This window comes from Nocardioides epinepheli (genome assembly GCF_037936805.1).
GTDB lineage: Bacteria > Actinomycetota > Actinomycetes > Propionibacteriales > Nocardioidaceae > Nocardioides.
The window spans coordinates 14,403-35,393 of sequence record NZ_JBBMMC010000004.1 but is presented as its reverse complement, the minus strand read 5'-3'; the positions used below and the strand labels follow the sequence as shown (position 1 = coordinate 35,393).

25 protein-coding genes and 1 pseudogene are annotated in these 20,991 nt (G+C 69.2%); 7 read left to right on the top strand and 19 right to left on the bottom strand.

Annotated features, from left to right (window positions below):
- Positions 1-11 precede the first annotated feature (11 nt).
- The 3 genes from WMR31_RS06810 to WMR31_RS06800 are packed head-to-tail and all read right to left on the bottom strand — an operon-like array spanning position 12 to position 3,241.
- A complete protein-coding gene (locus tag WMR31_RS06810; RefSeq protein ID WP_340538033.1) occupies positions 12-785 on the bottom strand; it encodes an endo alpha-1,4 polygalactosaminidase in 774 nt (257 codons plus the stop codon).
- A gap of 5 nt (positions 786-790) precedes the next feature.
- Entirely contained in the window at positions 791-2,647 is a 1,857-nt protein-coding gene (locus tag WMR31_RS06805) for a 3-hydroxyacyl-CoA dehydrogenase family protein (RefSeq protein ID WP_340538032.1), read from the bottom strand.
- A gap of 57 nt (positions 2,648-2,704) precedes the next feature.
- Entirely contained in the window at positions 2,705-3,241 is a 537-nt protein-coding gene (locus WMR31_RS06800; RefSeq protein WP_340538031.1) for a GNAT family N-acetyltransferase, read from the bottom strand.
- Here WMR31_RS06800 and nucS point away from each other — a divergent pair.
- From nucS to WMR31_RS06770, 6 genes and pseudogenes are all read left to right on the top strand, one after another.
- A complete protein-coding gene (gene nucS, locus WMR31_RS06795) occupies positions 3,231-3,965 on the top strand; it encodes an endonuclease NucS (protein ID WP_445321611.1) in 735 nt (244 codons plus the stop codon). The genes WMR31_RS06800 and nucS overlap by 11 nt on opposite strands.
- A gap of 12 nt (positions 3,966-3,977) precedes the next feature.
- The gene (locus WMR31_RS06790; protein WP_340538029.1) at positions 3,978-4,478 is read left to right on the top strand and encodes a DUF2716 domain-containing protein; all 501 of its coding nucleotides are present in this window, start codon (positions 3,978-3,980) and stop codon (positions 4,476-4,478) included.
- A gap of 13 nt (positions 4,479-4,491) precedes the next feature.
- Positions 4,492-4,695, top strand: a pseudogene (locus tag WMR31_RS06785) (endonuclease NucS domain-containing protein); the annotation flags it as partial.
- A 74-nt stretch (positions 4,696-4,769) separates the two neighbouring features.
- Positions 4,770-5,090: a hypothetical protein gene (locus tag WMR31_RS06780; RefSeq protein WP_340538028.1), complete on the top strand. Its 321-nt coding sequence runs from the start codon at positions 4,770-4,772 to the stop codon at positions 5,088-5,090.
- A 48-nt stretch (positions 5,091-5,138) separates the two neighbouring features.
- On the top strand, positions 5,139-5,777 hold the full coding sequence (locus WMR31_RS06775; protein WP_340538027.1) for a DUF952 domain-containing protein: 639 nt from the start codon (positions 5,139-5,141) through the stop codon (positions 5,775-5,777).
- Between the two features lie 11 nt (positions 5,778-5,788).
- Positions 5,789-6,214, top strand: coding sequence for a hypothetical protein (locus WMR31_RS06770; RefSeq protein ID WP_340538026.1), 426 nt, complete (start codon positions 5,789-5,791; stop codon positions 6,212-6,214).
- Positions 6,215-6,220: 6 nt separating this feature from the next.
- Here the strand turns inward: WMR31_RS06770 and WMR31_RS06765 are convergent, their stop codons facing one another.
- The 5 genes from WMR31_RS06765 to WMR31_RS06745 all read right to left on the bottom strand — a co-directional run bounded on the left by WMR31_RS06765 (position 6,221) and on the right by WMR31_RS06745 (position 10,530).
- Positions 6,221-7,084 (bottom strand): FAD-dependent oxidoreductase, encoded by an 864-nt coding sequence (locus WMR31_RS06765; protein WP_340538024.1) that lies wholly within the window; start codon positions 7,082-7,084, stop codon positions 6,221-6,223.
- A 189-nt stretch (positions 7,085-7,273) separates the two neighbouring features.
- Positions 7,274-7,798, bottom strand: a complete 525-nt coding sequence (locus tag WMR31_RS06760) for a ferritin (protein ID WP_340538023.1) — start codon at positions 7,796-7,798, stop codon at positions 7,274-7,276.
- A 30-nt stretch (positions 7,799-7,828) separates the two neighbouring features.
- Positions 7,829-8,020, bottom strand: a complete 192-nt coding sequence (locus tag WMR31_RS06755) for a hypothetical protein (RefSeq protein WP_340538021.1) — start codon at positions 8,018-8,020, stop codon at positions 7,829-7,831.
- Between the two features lie 41 nt (positions 8,021-8,061).
- The gene (locus WMR31_RS06750) at positions 8,062-10,137 is read right to left on the bottom strand and encodes an ethylmalonyl-CoA mutase (protein ID WP_340538020.1); all 2,076 of its coding nucleotides are present in this window, start codon (positions 10,135-10,137) and stop codon (positions 8,062-8,064) included.
- An 87-nt stretch (positions 10,138-10,224) separates the two neighbouring features.
- Positions 10,225-10,530: an STAS domain-containing protein gene (locus WMR31_RS06745; protein ID WP_340538019.1), complete on the bottom strand. Its 306-nt coding sequence runs from the start codon at positions 10,528-10,530 to the stop codon at positions 10,225-10,227.
- Positions 10,531-10,698: 168 nt separating this feature from the next.
- Between WMR31_RS06745 and WMR31_RS06740 the strand changes: the two genes are divergently transcribed.
- Complete coding sequence (locus WMR31_RS06740) at positions 10,699-11,274, top strand: cob(I)yrinic acid a,c-diamide adenosyltransferase (RefSeq protein ID WP_340538018.1); 576 nt, start codon at positions 10,699-10,701, stop codon at positions 11,272-11,274.
- A gap of 164 nt (positions 11,275-11,438) precedes the next feature.
- On the opposite strand, the gene WMR31_RS06735 is transcribed toward WMR31_RS06740, so the two are convergent.
- The 11 genes from WMR31_RS06735 to WMR31_RS06685 all read right to left on the bottom strand — a co-directional run bounded on the left by WMR31_RS06735 (position 11,439) and on the right by WMR31_RS06685 (position 20,962).
- Positions 11,439-12,911 (bottom strand): M1 family metallopeptidase, encoded by a 1,473-nt coding sequence (locus WMR31_RS06735; RefSeq protein WP_340538017.1) that lies wholly within the window; start codon positions 12,909-12,911, stop codon positions 11,439-11,441.
- A 148-nt stretch (positions 12,912-13,059) separates the two neighbouring features.
- Positions 13,060-13,503 (bottom strand): DUF2550 domain-containing protein, encoded by a 444-nt coding sequence (locus WMR31_RS06730; RefSeq protein ID WP_340538016.1) that lies wholly within the window; start codon positions 13,501-13,503, stop codon positions 13,060-13,062.
- 38 nt (positions 13,504-13,541) lie between these two features.
- A complete protein-coding gene (locus tag WMR31_RS06725; protein WP_340538015.1) occupies positions 13,542-13,958 on the bottom strand; it encodes a F0F1 ATP synthase subunit epsilon in 417 nt (138 codons plus the stop codon).
- A gap of 1 nt (position 13,959) precedes the next feature.
- Entirely contained in the window at positions 13,960-15,420 is a 1,461-nt protein-coding gene (gene atpD / locus WMR31_RS06720) for a F0F1 ATP synthase subunit beta (RefSeq protein WP_340538014.1), read from the bottom strand.
- A gap of 4 nt (positions 15,421-15,424) precedes the next feature.
- Complete coding sequence (locus WMR31_RS06715; protein ID WP_340538013.1) at positions 15,425-16,357, bottom strand: F0F1 ATP synthase subunit gamma; 933 nt, start codon at positions 16,355-16,357, stop codon at positions 15,425-15,427.
- Between the two features lies 1 nt (position 16,358).
- Positions 16,359-17,996, bottom strand: a complete 1,638-nt coding sequence (gene atpA / locus WMR31_RS06710) for a F0F1 ATP synthase subunit alpha (RefSeq protein ID WP_340538012.1) — start codon at positions 17,994-17,996, stop codon at positions 16,359-16,361.
- A 53-nt stretch (positions 17,997-18,049) separates the two neighbouring features.
- The gene (locus WMR31_RS06705; protein WP_340538011.1) at positions 18,050-18,859 is read right to left on the bottom strand and encodes a F0F1 ATP synthase subunit delta; all 810 of its coding nucleotides are present in this window, start codon (positions 18,857-18,859) and stop codon (positions 18,050-18,052) included.
- Positions 18,860-18,885: 26 nt separating this feature from the next.
- Positions 18,886-19,446: a F0F1 ATP synthase subunit B gene (locus WMR31_RS06700; protein ID WP_340538010.1), complete on the bottom strand. Its 561-nt coding sequence runs from the start codon at positions 19,444-19,446 to the stop codon at positions 18,886-18,888.
- A gap of 45 nt (positions 19,447-19,491) precedes the next feature.
- Positions 19,492-19,740: an ATP synthase F0 subunit C gene (atpE, locus tag WMR31_RS06695; RefSeq protein WP_445321610.1), complete on the bottom strand. Its 249-nt coding sequence runs from the start codon at positions 19,738-19,740 to the stop codon at positions 19,492-19,494.
- A gap of 90 nt (positions 19,741-19,830) precedes the next feature.
- Positions 19,831-20,661 carry a F0F1 ATP synthase subunit A gene (atpB, locus tag WMR31_RS06690; RefSeq protein WP_340538009.1) on the bottom strand — a complete coding sequence of 277 codons (831 nt, stop codon included), beginning with the start codon at positions 20,659-20,661 and terminating at the stop codon, positions 19,831-19,833.
- A gap of 25 nt (positions 20,662-20,686) precedes the next feature.
- Positions 20,687-20,962 carry an AtpZ/AtpI family protein gene (locus WMR31_RS06685; RefSeq protein ID WP_340538008.1) on the bottom strand — a complete coding sequence of 92 codons (276 nt, stop codon included), beginning with the start codon at positions 20,960-20,962 and terminating at the stop codon, positions 20,687-20,689.
- Between the last annotated feature and the right edge of the window lie 29 nt (positions 20,963-20,991).

Below are 20,991 nucleotides of genomic sequence, written 5' to 3'. Positions count from 1 at the left end.
ATCCGGAGCGCTCAGCAGTACTGCGGGCGGTAGGCCGGCCGAAGCGCCAGGTCGCGCAGGACGACCGGATGGGTCTCCCCGAACCCGGCGCACGCGCGACGGAAGTCGACCCGGCGGTACTCCACCATCACCACCTGGTCGCCGAAGTGCCGCACGTACCGCCCGCACTCGCGGTAGCGGGCGCAGGACTCGACGATGGCCAGGTCGAAGCCGATCCGGGTGCCGTCGTAGCCGGCGAGATTCTTCTGCGCGACGGCGAGTCCGGCGCGGTGCCCCCGCCGGATCAGCAGGCGCGCGAAGGCCAGCGCATCGGCACGGCTCAACTCGCCGCGGCTGCGGGTGAAGGAGTCGAGATTGTCGAACTCCACCGCGTCGAACCCGTCGGCGCCGCATCGGTCGGTCCACCGGCCCACGATCGCGGCCAGGCGACGACGTTTGGCCGGGGTGCCGATGTCGAGCAGCCACTCCCCCCAGTTCTCGTCGACGACGGGGCGCCCGTCGTGCTTGAGCACCAGGTTCCAGCGCTGGCGCCAGAACCGGCGCTGCTCGGGCTGGGTCTGGAAGCCGTTGACGTAGCAGATGTTGTAGCGCTCCGGTGCGGGCCGGGCGCGGCGATCGCGGACCAGGATGCCCACGTGCGCGGGGCGGTGGACCGCGCCGCCGAGCTGGTAGTCGACGTCGGTGCCGGTGGGCATCGGCGTCACGTCCGCCCGGGCGGGCGCCGGCGTGAGGCCGATCAGGGCGACGGCGAGGATCAGCACGAGAAGTCGGGTACGGAAGGACATCGCGATCACCGCCGGGAGTAGTCGCGGAAGCCGCGCCCGGTCTTGCGACCGAGGTAGCCGGCGGTGACCAGGTGCTCGAGCAGCGGCGCCGGGGCGAACCCGGGTTCGCGGAACTCCTGGTAGAGCTCACGCTGGATCGCCAGCGACACGTCGTTGCCGACGACGTCGAGCAGCTCGAAGGGACCCATCGGGAGCGCGCAGCCCTGCTTCATCGCCAGGTCGATGTCGTCGGCGGTGGCGTAGTGCGCCTCGAGCATCTTGACCGCGTCGTTGAGGTAGGGGAACAGCAGCGCGTTGACGATGAACCCGGACCGGTCGCCGCACGAGACCGCGACCTTGCCGACCCGCTCGCACAGGGCACGGGTGGTCTCGGTGACCTCCTCGGAGGTCGAGACGGTCGAGACCACCTCGACCAGCTTCATGATCGTGGCCGGGTTGAAGAAGTGCATGCCCACGACGTCCTGGGGGCGGCTGGTCACCGAGGCGAGCGCGATGATCGGCAGCGAGGAGGTCGTGGTGGCGAGGATCGCGCCGCGCCCGCCGTTGCCCGCCGTGCAGATCTCGTCGAGGTTCTCGAACAGGGTGGTCTTGATCGCGAGGTCCTCCGCGATCGCCTCCACCACGATGTCGACGTCGACCAGATCCTCCAGCGCCGCAGTGCCCTGGATCCGGCCGAGCACGGCGGCCTTGTCGTCCTCGGTGGCGCGACCGCGCTGGATCTGCTTGTCGAAGCTCTTGGTGATCGCCGTGACGACGCCCTCGACCTTGTCGGCGCTACGACCGACGAACCGGACGTCGTAGCCGGCCTTGGCGAACACCTCGATGATCCCGGTGGCCATGGTGCCGGTGCCGACGACGCCGACCAGCTTGATGTCGTGACGCAGCTGCGGCGCCTGGTCGGCCGACGGCGTGCGGTCGTCGTCGACCACGGTCGGGCTGTCGGGTCCCTCGTAGGTGTAGAACCCCCGGCCGGTCTTGCGGCCCAGCAGGCCGGCGGTCACCATCTGCTTCAGGATCGGCGTGGGCGCGTGCAGCCGGTCGCGACCCTGGCGGTACATCGTCTCGAGGATCTCGTAGGCGGTGTCGAGCCCGATCAGGTCGAGCAGGGCCAGCGGCCCCATCGGGTAGCCGCAGCCGAAGCGCATCGCGGCATCGATGTCGGCCCGGCTGGCGTAGCGCCCCTCGTACATCGAGGCCGCGTGGTTGAGGTAGCCGAAGAGCAGGGTGTTGGCGATGAAGCCGGCCTTGTCACCGCACACGACCGGACTCTTGCCGAGCGAGCCCAGCAGCTCCTGCACGTCGGTGAGCACGTCGGGCTCGGTAACGACGGTGCGCACCACCTCGACCAGGTCCTGGACCGGCGCCGGGTTGAAGAAGTGGACGCCGATGACGCGGCCCGGGGCGGAGGTGGCGGTCGAGAGCTCGGTGACCGAGAGGGAGGAGGTGTTGGTCGCGAGCACGGCGGTGGGAGCCACGACGTCGTCGAGCTCGCGGAAGATCTCCTTCTTGACGTCCATCGACTCCACGACCGCCTCGACGACCAGGGCGGCGTCGGCGAGGTCCTTGAGCGAGGTCGTGAACGTGATCCGGCCGAGCAGGTCGTCGCGCTCGGCCTCGGTCATCTTCTCGCGGCGCACCGCGCGGGCCGTGGAGTGCTCGAGGTGCTGGCGACCGCGCGCGACGCCCTCCTCGTTGAGCTCGACCCCGGTCACGGCGTAGCCGTGGCGCGCGAAGACCTCGGCGATCCCGGCGCCCATCGTGCCGAGCCCCACTACCCCGAGCACGGCGTCCTCGGCGGGGAACCTGCCGGCCTGGGCCCGGCTGGCCTGGGTCTCGCTGCTCTGACTGGTCTCGCTGGTCATGGCGGGATCATGGCATGCCGAGGTTGCACTCACGCCGCAGGTTCACTGGTCGGTAACTTAGCGATGGGCCGGGAGGTCCGATGAGCGCTCCAGCCGGCGCTGCATCAAGACCCGCGCGCCGGCGTCGTCGAGCCCGATCGCCTGCTCGTGGGCGCGCAGGTCGCGCTGGAACGGCTCGAGGTCGCTCACCTCGGTGAAGCCGAGCCCGGCGTAGAACGGTCCGTTCCACGGCAGGTCGCGGTAGGTGCACAGCGACATCACGTCGAACCCGGCCCAGCGGGCCTCCTCCATCGCGGCGCGCACCAGTCTGGCGCCGATACCGCGGCGGCCGTGGTCGGGGAGCACGGAGACCTGCTCGAGGTGGGCGTGCAGGTCGTAGGGGACGACGTGGGCGAAGCCGACCACGCGGCGCTCCTCGGCGGCGACGAGGAGGATGCCGGTGGCGTCCCGCTCGGCACCGCTGGGAGCCTTGGCCGCCAGCGCCGGGACTATCGCGTCGCCGAGGTGCTCCTCGAACAGGGCCGCGCCGGCGTCCTCGATGGCGGCCAGCCGACGCAGGTCGGAGGGCCGGGCCGGACGGATCGTGAGGTCCACGGGCGCCACTGTAGATTCGTCGTCCGTGAGACTCGTCGTTGCCCGCTGTCAGGTCGACTACGCCGGACGGCTCACCGCGCACCTGCCCATGGCCACCCGCATCCTGATGATCAAGGCCGACGGCTCGGTGCTCGTGCACTCCGACGGCGGCTCCTACAAGCCGCTGAACTGGATGAGCCCGCCGTGCACCCTGCGCGAGGGCCTCGCCGAGGACGGCCGGACCGAGTGGACGGTGACGTCGCGCAGCACCGCGAAGGGACCCGAGGACACCCTGCGCATCCTCATCGAGGAGGTGCTGCACGACAGCACCCACGACCTCGGCATCGACCCCGGCCTGCAGAAGGACGGCGTCGAGAAGCATCTGCAAGAGCTGCTGGCCGAGCATCCGGCCACCCTCGCCGACGGCCTGACCCTGGTCCGCCGCGAGTTCCCCACCGCCATCGGCCCGGTCGACCTGATGTGCCGCGACGCCGAGGGGCTGAGCGTGGCGGTGGAGATCAAGCGCCGCGGCGAGATCGACGGCGTCCTTCAGCTCGAGAGATATTTGGAACTACTGAACCGCGACCCGCTCCTGACGAGCAAGGGTCCGGTGCGTGGGATCTTCGCGGCGCAGGAGATCAAGCCGCAGGCGCGAGTGCTCGCGACCGACAAGGGCATCTCGTGTGCTCTGGTGGACTATGACGCGCTGCGCGGGCTGGACGACCCGACCGAGCGCCTGTTCTAGGGGGCATCTGCTTTGAGCAACGCGTGGAGCATCCTCGACAAGAACGAGTATCGGGGACACTGGGCTCACTTCTACGCAGCATTCCATTTCCGAGCGTCCTACTACTCAGACGGTTGGCCAGGCTTCGTTCCTCCGGAGCCGTCCATCACCTTCGACCTCTCCCAGATCGAGGAGGGTCCCGCGCTGGCATCCTCTGTCGATGCGCTCAACGCCGAGGCGCTTCGCTGCTTCGTCACCGCCCTCCCTGAGTCGGAGCGGCTGCTCGCACTCGACTGGCAGCACGAATCGTTCTGGTTCAAGCCGAGCGAGGCTGCACTAGCACCTACGCCCGGTTGGCAGATCTCTGTCTATCCCGACGGCGACTACTACTCCTTCGTGACGCAGGACATGAGCCAGGGCACCTTCGGGCATCCATGGGAGAAGACACTCTGCGTCTTCGGGCCGGACCTGGTCTCGACCCTCGGAGCGACTCTCGCAACATGGCTTCCGGTCCTGAGGCGAAGCGGCGGGTAACGACTGCATCTGAGGCGTCGAGCAGCTCACCCGCTACCTCGACCTGCTCAATCGCGATCCGCTGCTCACCGGCAAGGGGGCGGTGCGCGGTATCTTCGCCGCCCAGGAGATCAAGCCCCAAGCCCGGGTCCTGGCCGCCGACCGCGGCATCGCCTGCGCGGTGGTCGACTACGACGCCCTGCGCGGCCTCGACAATGCCGAGGACCGGCTCTTCTGAGCGCGGGCCCGGCTCTGTCCACAGGCGCCGGAACCACCCTGGCGGCCCGCGCGGTGCCGACGTAGCGTGAGGTCATGGCGAGCGATCGGGAAATGGAGCTTCGGGTGGGCCGGCTCGAGAACGACACCGATTCGATCTACGAGCTGATCACCCAGGTGCAGGCGACGCAGAGCGATCACACCCGCCGGCTCGATGGCATCGACGGCCGACTTGACGGCATCGACGGCCGGCTCGACGGCATCGACGGCCGGCTCGACGGCATCGACGGCCGACTCGGTGGCATCGACGGCCGACTCGGTGGCATCGACGGCCGACTCGACGGCATCGACGGCCGGCTCGACGGCATGGCAGGGACGCTCGCCGAGATCCTGCACCGGCTCCCCGAGCCGTCCTGAGCGGCCCGCCGGTTCTCTGGGCCCGGCACGTGACTGAGACACTGCGCTGTGCGGATCTTCCATATCGCCACGGTCTCCGATTGGGAGGCCGCGCGCGCCTCGGGTCGCTACACCACCTCCACGCGCGGGCGCACCCTCGCCGAGGAGGGGTTCATCCACGCCAGTCGCGGCGACCAGTGGCAGGGCGTGCGCGAGCGCTACTACGCCGACGTCACCGAGCCGCTCGTGCTCCTGGTCATCGACACCGATCTGCTCTCCGCCCCCGTCGTCGAGGATGCCGTGAGCCTCGGTGGCGAGACGTTCCCTCACATCTACGGACCGATCGAGGTATCGGCGGTCGAGCGCACCATCCCCCTCGAGGCATCTCTCGCCACCGAGGCCGACGAGGCCCCTCTGTCCGTCGCCGAAACGGTGACGGACTCCCCCGCGACGCCTGCTTCGCCCACGCCCGTCGCAGCCGAGCCACAGGCCTCGTTCAGCCGGCTCTACCTCCAAGAGGTCTACCGCGCGACCGGGAAGGCGTCGTTCGTCCTCGTGTGTGTCGTGGTGGCCACCTTCCTCGGCCGGGCGCTGTCGGAGGAATGGGGACCGGTGCTCGGTGCCTTGATCGGCCTGATCGTCGGCGTCGCGTTGGTGCGGTGGTGGACCCGGCGTGCGTCGGGCGCGACCACGACGGTCGACCGGTAGCATCGGAACTCGTGAGTACCACGAGCAGATCGGGCCGCCTCGGCTCGTTCGCCCTGGCCGCAATGGCGCTGATGACACTCTCGGCGTGCGGGAGCAGTATGGCGGCCGACGCCCCCGACGACGCGACCCTCGAGGACTTCTGTGGGCTGGTCGACGACGGCGACCGTCCGGCCAGCGACGTCGCCGCGGACTTCGCGGAGGTCGGCACCCCTAGCGGGATCACCGACGCCGAGCGCAACGGCTTCGAGGTCTACGTCGACGCCCTCGACGACAAGGGCGACGAGCCCTACCGCGAGGCGGCCGCCGACCTGAAGGTCCCGGAGGGCGACGTCGAGGACGGCAATGCCTTCATCACCTTCATGTCGACGACCTGCAAGGAGTTCATGATGGAGAGCCAGAACCCTGGTGAGGACAACGACGGACTCCCCGAGGGCTGATCATTCTCAGGCCTCGACGAGCGCGGCTACCTCGTCGGCGCAGCCCCAGGCCAGGCCGAGACCAGCACCGCCATGGCCGTAGCAGTGCACCACCTGGTCGACCCGCTCCAGCCGGATCTCCGGGCGCGCCGGCCGCAGACCGACCTTGCTCCGCACCACCCGAGCACGCAAGAGCGCCGGCTCCCACTCCGCGGCACGTTCCAGAAGCGCGTCGGCGGTCGCGGGCGACGGCGTCCGGCTCCACTCCCCGGCCTCCCAGGTGCCGCCGACGACGAGGTCGCGGTCCCGCGGCACCACATACGCCGGCGAGCTGGGGTCGCGCGCATCGAGCCACCACCGATCCAGGGGCGACTCTGACGCAGGTTGCTCGACCAGGACGATCTGGCCGGCGACCGGCGTCACCGTCGGGTCGGAGCCCAGGAGACGGGCACCGAGGCCGGAGCAGTTCACCACCACCTCGTCGGCCTCGTCACCGGGTGAGGGCAGGCCGGAGAGATTCATCCGGGTCACCGTGCCGCCCAGCGCCTCGACGCGTGCGGTGAGCCACCGCAGATACGTCGGGACGTCGAGCACGGGCGCGATCCGCTCGCCGGACTCGGCGTCGGTGCCGACCCGCATCGCCACGCCGCAGCCCGCTCCCTGCGTCGTCGCAAGGTCGGTGTAGACGGCCTCGGAGCGGGCCGACCAGCCGCGCACCCGCTCGGACTGCTCGACGCCGGCGGCGTGGATCAGTCCGGCGGCCACAGCCGAGGTCGTCTCCAGGGGCAGGTCGCGCGCGACGACGTCGACGCGATGGCCGTCCTCGAGCAGCCGGACCGCGCAGCTGAGCCCGATCACGCCTGCGCCGACGACGAGGATGCGGGTGCTCATCGACCGGCTCCCGAGCCGATCCCCAGGCTCAGCCTGGATTCACCGATTCTCGCCTGCTGCGCGCCACCATATGGGCACGCTGGCGGCGTTGCGGCCGCTCGATGGTCAACCAGAACGCCTTCGCGACCGCGCCTTGCCATCGCACCCATCTGGTGACGCTCGCCAACCCGACAATCGGTGAATCGAGGCTCAGGCGCCGGCCACGCGTGGGGCGGTCGCGTCGGACTCGCCGTCGCCCTGCTCGCGCGCGACGTAGTCCTCGATGTCCTCGATGTCGTCGAGGTTGCGCTTGACCACGGCGAGCAGGTCGCTCATCGTGGCGACCTCCTCCACCTGCTCCTTGATGAACCACTGCATGAACTGCTCGGAGGCGTAGTCGTTCTCCTCGCGGGCGACACGCAGCAGCTGGTTGATCTGGTCGGTGACGGTCTTCTCCTGGGCCAAGGCGAGCTCCACCGGGGCGACGACGCCGTCGAACCTCGACACGGGGGCCTCGACGCCGGGGATCACGACCTCGGAGTCGGTGTCGAGGAGGTACTGCACCATCATCATCGCGTGGTCACGCTCCTCGAGCGCCTGGCCGTAGAAGAAGGCCGCCATCTGCGGCATGGTGAGCGCGTCGTAGTGGACCGCGACCGCGACGTACTGGTTGTGGGCAGACAGCTCGTTGCCGATCTGGGCGTTGAGCAGGTCGACGAAAGGCTGTGCGGGCACGGAATCTCCTGTGGTCGGGATGGTGGACCCTCAGGCAGCCTTGGCCAGCTTCTTCTTGGTGACCTTCTTGCCGTCCAGTCGCACCAGGTGGCGTCGCTTGACCGTATACCCCGAGGGCAACGTGCCGTCCTTCAGCATGCGCAACGGGCAGCGGCCGCACTTCTTGCGCGACTCGCAGCACTTGAGCTTCGGCAGCTTGGCCACCTTGCCGGACTTACCCACGCGCGGAAAGATAGCACGTGAGGTGAGGCTCACCTAAATTGTCAGTCGAGGTCGTGGGCGGCCCGGATCACCTCGACGATGCCGCCCATGATCTCGGTGAGCCCGAAGTCCTTGGGGGTGTAGACCGCGGCGACCCCGGCCTCGAGCAGCCGGCGTCCGTCGGAGTCCGGGATGATCCCGCCGACGATCACCGGGACGTCGTCGAGACCCGCGGCCCGCAGTCCCTCGAGTACGGCCGGCACCAGCTCCATGTGGCTCCCGGAGAGGATGGAGAGACCCACGCAGTGGACGTCCTCGGCCACCGCGGCGCTGACGATCTGCTCGGGGGTGAGTCGGATGCCCTGGTAGATGACCTCGAACCCGGCATCGCGGGCCCGGACGGCGACCTGCTCGGCGCCGTTGGAGTGCCCGTCCAGGCCGGGCTTGCCGACCAGCAGCCGCAGGCGACCGCCGAGCGCCTCGCCGGTGGCGCGGACCCGCTCGCGCACCTCGGTCAGCTGGGCCCCAGCGCCGGCCGCGGCCGAGACGCCCACCGCCCCGGAGACGCCGGTCGGGGCCCGGAACTCGCCGAAGACGCCGCGCAGGGTGCCGGCCCACTCCCCTGTCGTCGCGCCCGCGCGGGCGGCCTCCAGGGTCGCGGTCATCAGGTTCGCCTCGGTCTTTGCATCCTCGGCGAGACGAGCCAGAGCCGCCTCGACAGCGGACTCGTCACGCTGGGCCTTCCAGGCGGCGACCGACTCCAGCGCGGCCTCCTCGGCGCGCGGGTCGGCCGCCATGATCGCCGTGTCGAGGTCCGCGGTGAGCGGCGAGGGCTCGCTGGTCTCGAACCGGTTGACCCCCACGATCACCTCCTCGCCGTTCTCGATCCGGGCACGGCGGGCCGCGTGCGCTGAGACCAGCTCCTGCTTCATGTAGCCGGACTCGACGGCTGCGATCGCACCACCCATCGCCTGGACGCGGTCCATCTCGGCCCGGGCCCCCGCGACGAGCTCGGCGACCTTGGCCTCGATCACGTGGGAGCCGGCGAAGATGTCGTCGTACTCGAGCAGATCGGACTCGAAGGCGAGCACCTGCTGGAGCCGCAGCGACCACTGCTGGTCCCACGGCCGGGGCAGGCCGAGGGCCTCGTTCCAGGCGGGGAGCTGGACCGCGCGGGCCCGGGCGTCCTTGGACAAGGTGACCCCGAGCATCTCCAGCACGATCCGCTGCACGTTGTTCTCCGGCTGCGCCTCGGTCAGTCCCAGGGAGTTCACCTGGACGCCGTAGCGGAAGCGTCGCATCGCCGGGTCCTCGACGCCGTACCGCTCGCGGGTGATCTCGTCCCACAGCTGCACGAAGGCCCGCATCTTGCACATCTCCTCCACGAAACGCACACCGGCGTTGACGAAGAAGGAGATGCGGCCCACGACCTTGCCGAAGTCGGCCTCGGAGACCTGTCCGGAGGCCTTCACCTGGTCGAGCACGGCGATCGCGGTGCACAGCGCGTAGGCGAGCTCCTGGGTGGGCGTGGCCCCGGCCTCCTGGAGGTGATAGCTGCAGATGTTGATCGGATTCCACTTGGGGATCTCGTGGACCGTGTAGGCGATCATGTCGCTGATCAGCCGCAGGGAGTGCTGGGGCGGGAACACGTAGGTGCCCCGCGAGAGGTACTCCTTGATGATGTCGTTCTGCGTCGTGCCGGCGAGCCGGTGCGCGACCTCGGTAGGCGCCAGGTCGGGGTTCTGCTCCTCGGCGGCGACCTGGTACATCGCCAGCAGCCACATGGCGGTGGCGTTGATGGTCATCGAGGTGTTCATCTCGGTGAGCGGGATGTCCTCGAAGAGCCGGCGCATCTCGCCCAGGTGAGGGACGGGTACGCCGACCTTGCCGACCTCGCCGCGAGCCAGTGGCGAGTCCGGGTCGTAGCCGGTCTGGGTCGGCAGGTCGAAGGCGACCGAGAGCCCCGTCTGTCCCTTCGCCAGGTTCGTGCGGTAGAGGGCGTTGGAGGCGGCCGCGGTGGAGTGACCGGCGTAGGTCCGCATCACCCAGGGGCGGTCCTTGGTGCCCTTCTCGCGCTGGCTGGGCCGTTCACTGGGCCGTTCGCTGGGCCGTTCATCGGGGGTCCCGGTCTGGGTCATGGACCGAGGGTAAGGGCTCGCTAACCGGTTGGTAACGGCTCGAGACGTGGCATATCCGACACGCCGCGGGGCTTGCTAGGAGAGGGATCAGGCCGAAGCCGCCACCCGCTCCACCTCGACGAGGCGGATCAGATGGGTCATGTGGAGCAACCGGCGCACGGCCCCGTTGCAGCCACGCAGCGTCATGCGCTGACCTTCCAAGGTGGCATGGCGCGATGCGGCCGCCAGCACCCGCAGCGCGGTGACGTCGACGCTCCCGACGTCGGTGAGGTCGACGACGACCTCGTCGTGGGCTGCGAGGAGGTCGTAGACCGCCATGCGTACCTCCCAAGTGCTGCGCACGTCGAAGTCGCCAGTGAGCACGAGCGCAGATCCGTCGGTCACGATGTCCATCGTCAGCCTCCCGAGTAACACGCGTCACATTGGGTCCCAGTCAACACTAAAGACGCACCGACCGTGCCAAAGGTTGCCCCGCGGCACCAGTGAATTTCTTCCGGTCCAGACCAATCACCCCCTGGGGTGACCCCGGATCGGTCGCGCCGGCTGGCTACTGTGCGTGCCATGGTCAACCTCACCCGGATCTACACCCGCACCGGCGATGGCGGCCAGACCCGCCTCGGCGACATGAGCCTCACCACCAAGAACGATCCGCGGCTGCACGCCTATGCCGACGTCGACGAGGCCAACGCACACCTCGGCCTCGCGGTCGCCCAGGGCGACCTCGACGACGACGTCGTCGAGGTGCTCACCCACGTGCAGAACGACCTGTTCGACGTCGGCGCCGACCTGTGCACCCCGGTCGTGCCCGACCCCGAGTACCCGCCACTGCGCATCACCCAGGACTACATCGACCGCCTCGAAGGCTGGTGCGACTCCTACAACGAGCAGTTGGAGAAGCTGCGGTCCTTCATCCTCAGCGGCGGCACCGTCGGCGCCGCCCACCTCCACGTGGCTCGCACCGTCGTCCGGCGGGCCGAGCGCTCGGCGTGGGCGGCCTACGAGGTCTACGGCGACGAGGTCATGAACAAGCTCGCCCTCACCTACCTCAACCGGCTCTCCGACCTGGTCTTCATCCTGGCCCGCTACGCCAACCGTGAGAACGGCGACGTGTTGTGGGTGCCCGGGGGCGAGCGCTAGCCGGTCGTTCGGGCGACCGGCGATCGCCGGGGTTTCCCAGGTCGACCGGGGAAACCTGAACTTGGCGGGCGATATATCGGCCGCTAAGTTCATACATCCCCGGTCGACCGGGGAAATCCCGCGCGGCCGTTGATCGGTTGGCGCCCAGGGTGCGTGGGTCGACACTAGTGGAGCGGCGGCAGCTTCGGGCTGTAGAGCCAGCGGTGGAAGAACCGCCTCAGATCCTGTCCGGACCTCCGGCTGAACCAACTCGCCAGCTGGTCGCGATCGGCGTTGTGGATCGCGTGCACGTGTGGCCACCGGCGAACCAGCCGCCAGAACTCGCGATCGCCGAGGCGCTTGCGCAGCTGGTGCCACATGATCGCCGGTCCGTCGTAGTTGTTGATCGATGCGTAGTATTCGGGGTCGGAGTCGACTGGAGGGCCGTACTCGCGCCGGCTCGCGCGGGCGCTCGGGACCTGATCGGCGATCACGTCATCCAGCGAGCGGTGGTCCTGTCGCGCCCGGAAGGCGAGTTGAAGGTAATAGGCCATTCCCTCGCTCATCCACAGGTCGTGCCAGTCGCGTGGGGTGGTGAGGTCGCCGTACCACTGATGGACCAGCTCGTGCAGCACGACCTCTTTGGAGGTCAGATACTCGGCCTGCGGCGCCAGGTTCGAGGCTCCCAACGTGATCATGGTCTGGGTCTCCATGCCGCAGCCGGTGCCGCGCGTGCTGAGGATCCCGAGGCTGTCGAAGGGATACGGCCCGAGCCGCCGTTCGACCCAGCGCATCGCCGGCGCGAGGTAGGACAGCCGCGCGGCCACTCGTGCTCGCCCGGGCGGAACCCACAGTGTCAGCGGGGTGCCGCCCACATTGCCGAGGGTGACGCGGCGGTAGTCGCCGAAGCCGAGCACCACCAGGTATGGCGAGGCCGGTTGGTCCAGGTGCCAGCGCGTGTGGGTCGTGCCGTCGACCACCCGCCGACCGCGCAACTGGCCGTTGGCCACGCCGGTCCACGGCGCTCGCACCCTGAGCCGGAAGTCGTAGTAGGCCTTGTCGGAGATCGCGTCGTTCACCGCATACCAGGTGTAGGCACCGAAAGGGGGTTGGCACGTCTGGAGCTCGCCACGCCGATTGATCTGTATGCCCGCACCGGCGGCCGGGCCACTGCGAACGTTGTGCGGGCGCCCTCGGTAGCTGATCTTGAGGCGATGGAGGCTGTCGGCCCGGACACTCACCGGGACCACCAGTGCGTCCCCCTGCGCGCCACCATGCCGGAACGCGACGCGGCGACCGTCGAGCCGGACGCTGCGCACGCGCAGGTGCGCAGCCAGATCGAGGGTGAGCGCATCGGCGGCCCTCGCGGCACGCAGCGTCACCACCTCCCGGCCGATCAGGGTGCGCGTGGCCGGGCGCCAGGTCAGGTCCAGGCTGTAGTGCAGCGCATCGACCACGTCGTTGCCGGTCTGCGGATACATCGGGTCGACCTGCGGGCGTGACACCGCGTCTCGCCATCGCGGGGGCACCTGGCGCCACGCAGGGGCGCCGGCGTCGGGCCCATCGCCTCGCTGGGCGCCAGGTGCCGGGGTCAGCGGTTGGAGGCTCAGGGCGACGACGAGGGTGACCAGGATCCGTGAGGCTGCTCCGGCTCGCACGCCCCCACGGTCGCACGCCTGTCAATGCCCAGCAGCGGTGTGCTCGCTCCCAGGGGCGCGCTGCAGGTCGCGTCCGGCGCCGGACTCCACCATCGAGTTCTCGATCGCCGCCGCCTCGGACCGACCACCGATCGGGGCATCGCTCCGGTCAGGCCCGATTCCAGTCGGTGCCCGGCGGCCGCGCTTCCAGCCAGGCCTGGAAGCCGGTGAGCGAGGCATTGCTCATGGCCAGCTCGACCTCGCCGTCGGGCGCCTGGCACACGATCACGACGTGGTCGGGGTAGAGCGAGACCTGTTCGGCGCCCTGGGCCGCGCGGCGGCCGTCGTAGCTGAGGGCGTCGCGACGCCAGACCCGCTTGGGACGCGGCGCGAGGGAGAAGAGCCGGAACCACTCCAGGCGCTCCCCCGAGTAGCGGCCCACCCCCAAAACCCAACCGCGCCCGTCCCCGGAGGGACGGACGCGGTGACTGAGCTCGAAGGTTCCGCCGTGGCGGGTGATGACGCGGCGGCGGACGACGAGAGCGAGACCGTAGAGCAGGACCAGGATCAAGAACGCGCCGGCGACGTCGACCACCCATTGCCACCACGCCATATTGTCGAGCCTGCCTCCACTTCGTCGGAGGTGTCAGCCTAGCGGGCCTTGGCCGTGGCCTTCTCGACAGCCCTCAGTCGCGCCTCGGCGCGACGGATCCGCAGCTCGGCCTCGTCGGGCCGGATGCTCAAGATGCCCTGGGCCTCCTCGAGCTCGGCTCGGACGTCGGCCGGATCGATCTCCTCGGCCAGCACGGCGTGCTGGGACAGGATCGAGATCCGGTCGCCGGCCACCGAGAGGAAGCCGCCGTCGACGGCAGCCACGACGACATCGCCGTCCTCGTCGTTGATCTCGACCACGGCGTCGGTGAGCGCCGAGAGCATCGGCGCGTGTCCACGCAGGACACCGACGTCGCCCTCGACCGTGCGCGCGATCACCATCGACGCCGAGCCGGACCACACGGTCCGGTCGGCGGCGACGAGCTCCACCTGGAGCGCCTGTGCCTCGCTCGCCATGTCAGAGGCTCTTCTGGATCTCAGCCCACTTGCGCTCGACGTCGTCGAGACCGCCGCACATGAAGAAGGCCTGCTCGGCGACGTGGTCGTAGTCGCCGTCCGCGATCTTGTTGAACGCCTCGATCGTCTCCGCGACCGGGACCGTGGAGCCCTCGATGCCGGTGAACTGCTTGGCGACGTAGGTGTTCTGCGACAGGAACCGCTGGATCCGGCGGGCCCGGGCGACGATGACCTTGTCCTCCTCGGAGAGCTCGTCGACACCGAGGATCGCGATGATGTCCTGGAGCTCCTTGTTGCGCTGGAGGATCTGCTTGACCCGGATCGCGCAGTCGTAGTGCGCCTGCCCGATGTACTGCGGGTCGAGGATCCGCGAGGTCGAGGTCAGCGGGTCCACGGCCGGGTAGATGCCGAGCGAGGCGATCTCACGCGACAGCTCGGTGGTGGCGTCGAGGTGGGCGAAGGTGGTCGCCGGGGCCGGGTCGGTGTAGTCGTCGGCCGGCACGTAGATCGCCTGCAGCGAGGTGATGGAGTGACCACGCGTCGAGGTGATCCGCTCCTGCAGCGTGCCCATCTCGTCGGCGAGGTTGGGCTGGTAGCCCACCGCGGACGGCATCCGGCCCAGCAGCGTGGAGACCTCCGAGCCGGCCTGGGTGAACCGGAAGATGTTGTCGATGAACAGCAGCACGTCCTGGTTCTGCACGTCGCGGAAGTACTCCGCCATCGTGAGCGCCGAGAGGGCCACGCGCAGCCGGGTGCCCGGCGGCTCGTCCATCTGACCGAAGACCAGCGCGGTCTGGTTGATGACGCCGGCCTCGTCCATCTCGACGATGAGGTCGTTGCCCTCGCGGGTGCGCTCACCGACGCCGGCGAACACCGACACACCACCGTGGTCCTTGGCGACGCGGGCGATCATCTCCTGGATGAGCACGGTCTTGCCGACGCCGGCACCACCGAACAGGCCGATCTTGCCGCCCTGCACGTAGGGGGTGAGCAGGTCGATGACCTTGATGCCGGTCTCGAACATCTGGGTCTTCGACTCCAGCTGGTCGAAGGCCGGTGCCTTGCGGTGGATGCCCCACCGCTCCTTGACCTCCAGCTCGGCGCCGTCCTCGAGGTTGAGGCAGTCGCCGACGGCGTTGAACACCTTGCCGAGGGTCGCGTCGCCGACGGGCACGCTGATCGGGCCGCCGGTGTCGCGCACGGCGGCACCGCGGACCAGGCCGTCGGTGGGCTGGAGCGAGATGGCGCGGACCATGCCGTCACCGATGTGCTGGGCGACCTCGAGGGCCAGGACCTTGTCCTCGCCCGACAGCTTGATGTCGGTCTCCAGCTTGTTGTAGATGTCGGGCATCGCGTCGACGGGGTACTCGATGTCGACGACCGGGCCGATCACCCGGGCGATGCGGCCGGTGCTGGCGCCGGCGGCTCCGTTGTTGCCGGTCTCTGCAACCGTTGCGGTCATTGGTCTACTCACTCCCTGCACTGGCATCGGCCAGCGCGTTGACGCCACCGACGATCTCGCTGATTTCCTGGGTGATGCCGGCCTGGCGGGCCTGGTTGGCGATTCGGGTGTACTTCTTGATGAGCTCTTCTGCGTTGTCGGTGGCCGACTTCATGGCCTTCTGCCGGGCCGCGAGCTCCGAGGCCGCGGACTGGAGCATCGCGAAGAAGATCCGGCTCTGGACGTACTGCGGGAGCAGGCCGTCGAGCACCGCCTCTGCCGAGGGCTCGAACTCGTACAGCGGCAGAACCTCGGACTCCTCGGGAGCCTCGGTTCCCTCCACGATCTCCAGCGGCAGCAGGCGTACCGCCGTGGGCTCCTGGACCAGCATCGAGCGGAACCGCGTGTAGACCACGTGGACCTCGTCGACCGGGTGGGCGCCTGCGGCGGCGTCGTCGGGATCCAAGCCGGCGAGGAAGGACTCGATGAGGGTCTCCCCCACCTCGGCTGCCACCTCGTAGGACGGCTGGTCGGAGGTGCCGGTCCACGCCCGGATGATGTCGCGGTCGCGGAACTTGAAGTACGCCTCGCCCTTGCGGCCGCAGATGTACCAGTCGATCGCCTTGCCCTCGTCGCGCAGCCGCTCGGCGAGCCGCTCGGCCTCCTTGATGACGCTGGAGGAGTAGGCGCCGGCGAGCCCGCGGTCGCTGGTCACGATCAGCACCGCGGCCCGCTCCGGGTTCTCCGGCTCGGTGGTGAGGGGGTGGTCGACGTTGGAGAACGTCGCCACCGCCGACACCGCACGGGTCAGCTCGCGGGCGTACGGCGCGGCCGCCTGTGCCCGCTGCTGCGCCTTGATGATGCGAGACGCAGCGATGAGCTCCATGGCGCGCGTGATCTTCTTCATCGACTCCGTCGACTTGATCCGCGCACGGTACTCACGCAGCGATACGGCCATGTCAGGACCGCTTCTGCTTGACGATCTGCTCCTGCTCGAGCTCGTCGTCCTCCATGGCGTCGGCCGCGGCCTCGTGGCCGGCCTTGATCCGGCCGCCGTCGGAGGTCTCGAACTGCTCGATGAAGGAGTCGTAGGCCTTCTCGACGCCGGCCTCGTCCTCGAACTTCTTGGTCTCGCGGATCGCGGCGAGCAGGCCGTCGTGGTTGCGGCGCAGGTAGTCGATGAACTCCTGCTCGAAGCGAAGCACGTCGCCGGTGGGCACCGGGTCGAGGCGACCGGTCGTGCCCAGCCACAGCGAGACGGTCATCTCGTCGAGCGGGTAGGGCGAGTAGGCCGGCTGCTTGAGCAGGGCCATGAGGCGCTGCCCGCGGTCGAGCTGCTGGCGCGAGGCGGCGTCGAGGTCGGAGGCGAACATGGCGAAGGCCTCCATGGCGCGGAACTGGGCCAGGTCGACCTTGAGCGAGCCGGTGACCTCCTTCATCGCCTTGGTCATCGCCGCACCGCCCACGCGCGAGACCGAGACGCCGACGTCGATGGCCGGGCGCTGGTTGGAGGCGAACAGGTCGGACTGCAGGAAGATCTGACCGTCGGTGATGGAGATGACGTTGGTCGGGATGAACGCCGAGACGTCGTTGGCCTTGGTCTCGATGATCGGCAGGCCGGTCATCGAGCCCGCACCCATCTCGTCCGACAGCTTCGCGCAGCGCTCGAGGAGCCGGCTGTGCAGGTAGAAGACGTCACCGGGGTAGGCCTCGCGGCCCGGCGGGCGGCGCAGCAGCAGCGACACGGCGCGGTAGGCCTCGGCCTGCTTGGTGAGGTCGTCGAAGACGATGAGGACGTGCTTGCCGTCGTACATCCAGTGCTGGCCGATGGCCGAGCCGGTGTAGGGGGCGAGGTACTTGAAGCCCGCGCTGTCGGAGGCGGGGGCGGCCACGATGGTGGTGTACTCCAGCGCGCCGGCCTCCTCGAGTGCGCCGCGCACCGAGGCGATGGTCGAGCCCTTCTGGCCGATCGCGACGTAGATGCAGCGCACCTGCTGCGTGGGGTCGCCGGTCTCCCAGTTCTGCTTCTGGTTGATGATCGTGTCGATGCAGATCGTGGTCTTGCCGGTGGCGCGGTCGCCGATGATGAGCTGGCGCTGGCCGCGACCGATGGGGGTCATGGAGTCGATGGCCTTGATGCCGGTGGCCAGCGGCTCGTGCACCGACTTGCGCTGCATCACGGTGGGCGCCTGGAGCTCCAGAGCGCGGCGGCCCTCGGCCTCGATGTCGCCGAGGCCGTCGATCGGGTTGCCGAGCGGGTCGACCACGCGACCCAGGAAGGCGTCGCCGACGGGGACCGAGAGGATCTCGCCGGTGCGGCGGACGGTCTGGCCCTCCTCGATGCCGTCGAAGTCACCGAGGATGACCACGCCGATCTCGCGGGTGTCGAGGTTCAGTGCCAGGCCGCGCGTGCCGTCCTCGAACTCGAGCAGCTCGTTGGCCATGCACGAGGGCAGGCCGGAGACCCGGGCGATGCCGTCGCCGGCGGAGGCGACGATGCCGACCTCCTCCTTGCTGGCCGCGTCCGGCTGGTACTCGGCGACGTACTTGGACAGCGCGTCGCGGATCTCCTCCGGACGGATGGTGAGCTCCGTCATCGTGGTTCCTTCTCTCTTGGTTCTACGTCGTGTGTGGGTGAGATCGACCGGGCTCAGCCGGCGATCTTGCGGCGGGCGTCGTCGAGGCGGCTGGAGACCGTCCCGTCGATGACGTCGTCACCGATCTCGACGCGGATGCCGCCGAGGACGGTCGGGTCGACCAGCAGGTTCAGGTGCACCGGGCGGCCGTACTGGGCCGAGAGCACCGCCGTGAGCCGCCGGGTCTCGGAGTCGGTGAGCTCGCGGGCGACCCGGACGGTCGCCACGCTCTCGCCGTGGACGGCGGCGGCGGTGCGCTGGTAGTCGGCCAGCGCGGCCGAGACCGTGCGGTAGCTGCCGGAGAGGGACTGCCGCGCCAGGGTGATCGTGGCGGGCAGCGCCTTGCCGGACAGCAGGCGCTCGATGAGGTTGCCCTTGTCCTCGGCCGTCCGCACCGGATCCGAGAGCGCGTCGCGCAGGTCGGAGTTGTCCTGGACGGCCTGACCGAAGGCGAACAGCTCATCGGAGAGTCGGCCGGACTCGGTGCCGGTCGACTTGACCAGGGCGATGACGCTGAGCTGCTCGAGGGCATCGGCGAGGTCGCGCGAGGACGTCCAGCGACGGGCGACCGCCGAGCGCAGCAGGGCGAGGGCACCGGAAGACACCTTGCCTCCGAACACCTCGGAGATCAGGCCCTGCCTGGCCTCGGTCGGGACCGAGGCGTCGGTGGCGAACCGGCGCAGGGCACCTTCGGACCGCAGCGTCATGGCCACGGAGAAGAGGTCGTCGGCCACGCCGGACGCCGAGGTGGCGTTCCGGAGCACGCCGTCGAGCTCGGTGGTGAGGGCGGCGACCGCTTCGGCCGATGCTCCGCGCAGGTCCATCACGTGTTCCCTTCAGTCCTGCTTGCTCAGTGGCTGCCCGGCGTACCGGACTCGAGGTCGCTGAGGAACCGCTCGACGACGCGGCTCTGCCGCGCGTCGTCCTCGAGGCTCTCCCCGACGATACGTCCGGCGAGCGTGGTGGCCAGGGTGCCGACCTCGGCGCGCAGGGAGGTGACCGCCTGCTGGCGCTCGGCCTCGATCTGCACCTTGCCGTGCTCGACGATGCGTGCCGACTCCGCCTGAGCCTGCTCGCGCATCTCCGCGATGATGGCGGCGCCCTGTTCGCGCGCCTCCTCGCGGATCCGGGCCGCCTCGTGGCGGGCGTCGGCGAGCTGCTGCTCGAGCTCGGCGAGCTTGGCGTCGGCCTCGGCCTGCTTGGTCTCCGCCGCGGCCAGGCCACCCTCGATCGCCTGGGTGCGCTCGGTGTAGGTCTTCTCGAAGTTCGGGACGACGTACTTCTTCACGAGGAAGAAGAGGATCGCGAACACCACGAGCGAGAGGATGATCTCGACCAAGTGGGGCAGAAGCGGGTTGAGCTTCCCGTCCCCCGCAGCGTCCACGACGAACGGTGCGATCAGTGACTGCATGCCAGGTCCTTCCGGGTCCTACGGCGCTTCATGGGAAGGGCTGGGTCAGAGCACGAAGGCGAGGGCGATACCGATGATCGCCAGCGCCTCGGCGAGCGCGAAGCCGAGGATCGCGATCGACTGCAGGCGGCTCTGGGCCTCGGGCTGACGGGCCACGCCGCTGATGTAGGCGGCGAAGATGAGACCGATGCCGACACCCGGGCCGATGGCGGCCAGGCCGTAGCCGATCATGTTGAGACTGCCGAGGTCGCCGATGGAGCCGTCGAGGGCCATGGGGGTGATCAGGTTGAGCATCAGTTTGCCTTCCGGTGTTGTGCAACAGGTGGTGAAACTCTGGGGAGGTCCGCCGGGGCGGGCCGGGTATTGCTTGGGGTCAGTGCGGGATCAGTGCTCGTCTGCCAGCGCGCCTTGGATGTACATGGCGGTCAGCAGGACGAAGACGTAGGCCTGGAGGAACTGGATCAGGAGCTCCAGGAACGAGACGACGATGAACAGCACCCAGGCCAGGATCCCGACCGGCGCGTAGGCGATCGGCTGGTGGGCCAGGATGTACTCGCCGCCGAGGGCGAACAGGATCAGCAGCAGGTGGCCGGCGAAGAGGTTGGCGAACAGACGCAGGGCCAGCGTGACCGGCCGGACCAGGATGTTCGACATGAACTCCAGCGGGATCAGCAGCAGCAGGATCGGGCCGCCGACGCCGGCCGGGACCGACTGGAGCTTGAAGTAGCCGACGAAGCCGTGCTTCTGGATGCCGACCCAGTTGTAGATGATCCAGCTCAGCGCGGCCAGCGCGTAGACCAGCCCCGAGCGCGAGAACGTCGGGAACTGGATGAACGGGATCGAGCCCATCAGGTTGTTGACGAGCAGGAAGAAGAACAGCGCGAACAGGTAGGGCACGAAGCGCTGGAAGTCGGCGCTGCCGATGATGTCGCGGCCCAGCGAGTTGCGCACGAAGCCGTAGCCCTGCTCCCCGACGTACTGGAGCTTGCCCGGCACCATCGCCCGCTTGCGGGAGGCGACATAGAAGAACACGAAGACCAGGACGGCCGCGATGACGATCTGGAGCATCGGCTTGGTGACGCCGAGCACCCACTCCTGACCGAAGGCGTGGAAGGTGCCGAAGTCGGTTCCCCAGATGGGCGGGAGGTCGAAGTCCGCGGGGCCGGGCTTGTGGAAGCCTCCGTCGCCACCGCCCTCGGTGATCAGCCTGCTCATCTGGTCTCCTGAACGTTCGTCGCCGTCATGTACTCGTGCTGTTCGGGCCGGGAGGCTCGCGATCCGACCTGTGGTCGCTCGGCTGCTCGCCGCTCGCGGCGCTGCCGAAGGATCCGAACCGGGCCCAGGTCATGTACAGGCCCAGGCCCGCACCGACGAGGATCCCGACGGCCACCATGAAGTTCGTGTTCCACCAGCGATCGAGCAGCCACCCGATCACTCCGTAGAGAAGGACGCCCGCGACGATGTATCCGAAGGCATTCCAGGGATCGCCTCGCGGGGTGTCGTCCGAGCGCCTCATCGCGGTCGAGACGATAGCAGTGAGGAAGG

What these genes read in the sequence shown, in the direction of transcription:
- WMR31_RS06810 (WP_340538033.1), bottom strand. Translation starts at nt 785, where the DNA reads ATGTCCTTCCGTACCCGACTTCTCGTGCTGATCCTCGCCGTCGCCCTG.
- WMR31_RS06805 (WP_340538032.1), bottom strand. Translation starts at nt 2,647, where the DNA reads ATGACCAGCGAGACCAGTCAGAGCAGCGAGACCCAGGCCAGCCGGGCC.
- WMR31_RS06780 (WP_340538028.1), top strand. Translation starts at nt 4,770, where the DNA reads ATGGCGAGCGATCGGGAAATGGAGCTTCGGGTGGGCCGGCTCGAGAAC.
- WMR31_RS06765 (WP_340538024.1), bottom strand. Translation starts at nt 7,084, where the DNA reads ATGAGCACCCGCATCCTCGTCGTCGGCGCAGGCGTGATCGGGCTCAGC.
- WMR31_RS06750 (WP_340538020.1), bottom strand. Translation starts at nt 10,137, where the DNA reads ATGACCCAGACCGGGACCCCCGATGAACGGCCCAGCGAACGGCCCAGT.
- WMR31_RS06745 (WP_340538019.1), bottom strand. Translation starts at nt 10,530, where the DNA reads ATGGACATCGTGACCGACGGATCTGCGCTCGTGCTCACTGGCGACTTC.
- WMR31_RS06740 (WP_340538018.1), top strand. Translation starts at nt 10,699, where the DNA reads ATGGTCAACCTCACCCGGATCTACACCCGCACCGGCGATGGCGGCCAG.
- WMR31_RS06730 (WP_340538016.1), bottom strand. Translation starts at nt 13,503, where the DNA reads ATGGCGTGGTGGCAATGGGTGGTCGACGTCGCCGGCGCGTTCTTGATC.
- WMR31_RS06725 (WP_340538015.1), bottom strand. Translation starts at nt 13,958, where the DNA reads ATGGCGAGCGAGGCACAGGCGCTCCAGGTGGAGCTCGTCGCCGCCGAC.
- atpD (WP_340538014.1), bottom strand. Translation starts at nt 15,420, where the DNA reads ATGACCGCAACGGTTGCAGAGACCGGCAACAACGGAGCCGCCGGCGCC.
- WMR31_RS06715 (WP_340538013.1), bottom strand. Translation starts at nt 16,357, where the DNA reads ATGGCCGTATCGCTGCGTGAGTACCGTGCGCGGATCAAGTCGACGGAG.
- atpA (WP_340538012.1), bottom strand. Translation starts at nt 17,996, where the DNA reads ATGACGGAGCTCACCATCCGTCCGGAGGAGATCCGCGACGCGCTGTCC.
- WMR31_RS06705 (WP_340538011.1), bottom strand. Translation starts at nt 18,859, where the DNA reads ATGGACCTGCGCGGAGCATCGGCCGAAGCGGTCGCCGCCCTCACCACC.
- WMR31_RS06700 (WP_340538010.1), bottom strand. Translation starts at nt 19,446, where the DNA reads ATGCAGTCACTGATCGCACCGTTCGTCGTGGACGCTGCGGGGGACGGG.
- atpE (WP_445321610.1), bottom strand. Translation starts at nt 19,740, where the DNA reads ATGCTCAACCTGATCACCCCCATGGCCCTCGACGGCTCCATCGGCGAC.
- atpB (WP_340538009.1), bottom strand. Translation starts at nt 20,661, where the DNA reads ATGAGCAGGCTGATCACCGAGGGCGGTGGCGACGGAGGCTTCCACAAG.
- WMR31_RS06685 (WP_340538008.1), bottom strand. Translation starts at nt 20,962, where the DNA reads ATGAGGCGCTCGGACGACACCCCGCGAGGCGATCCCTGGAATGCCTTC.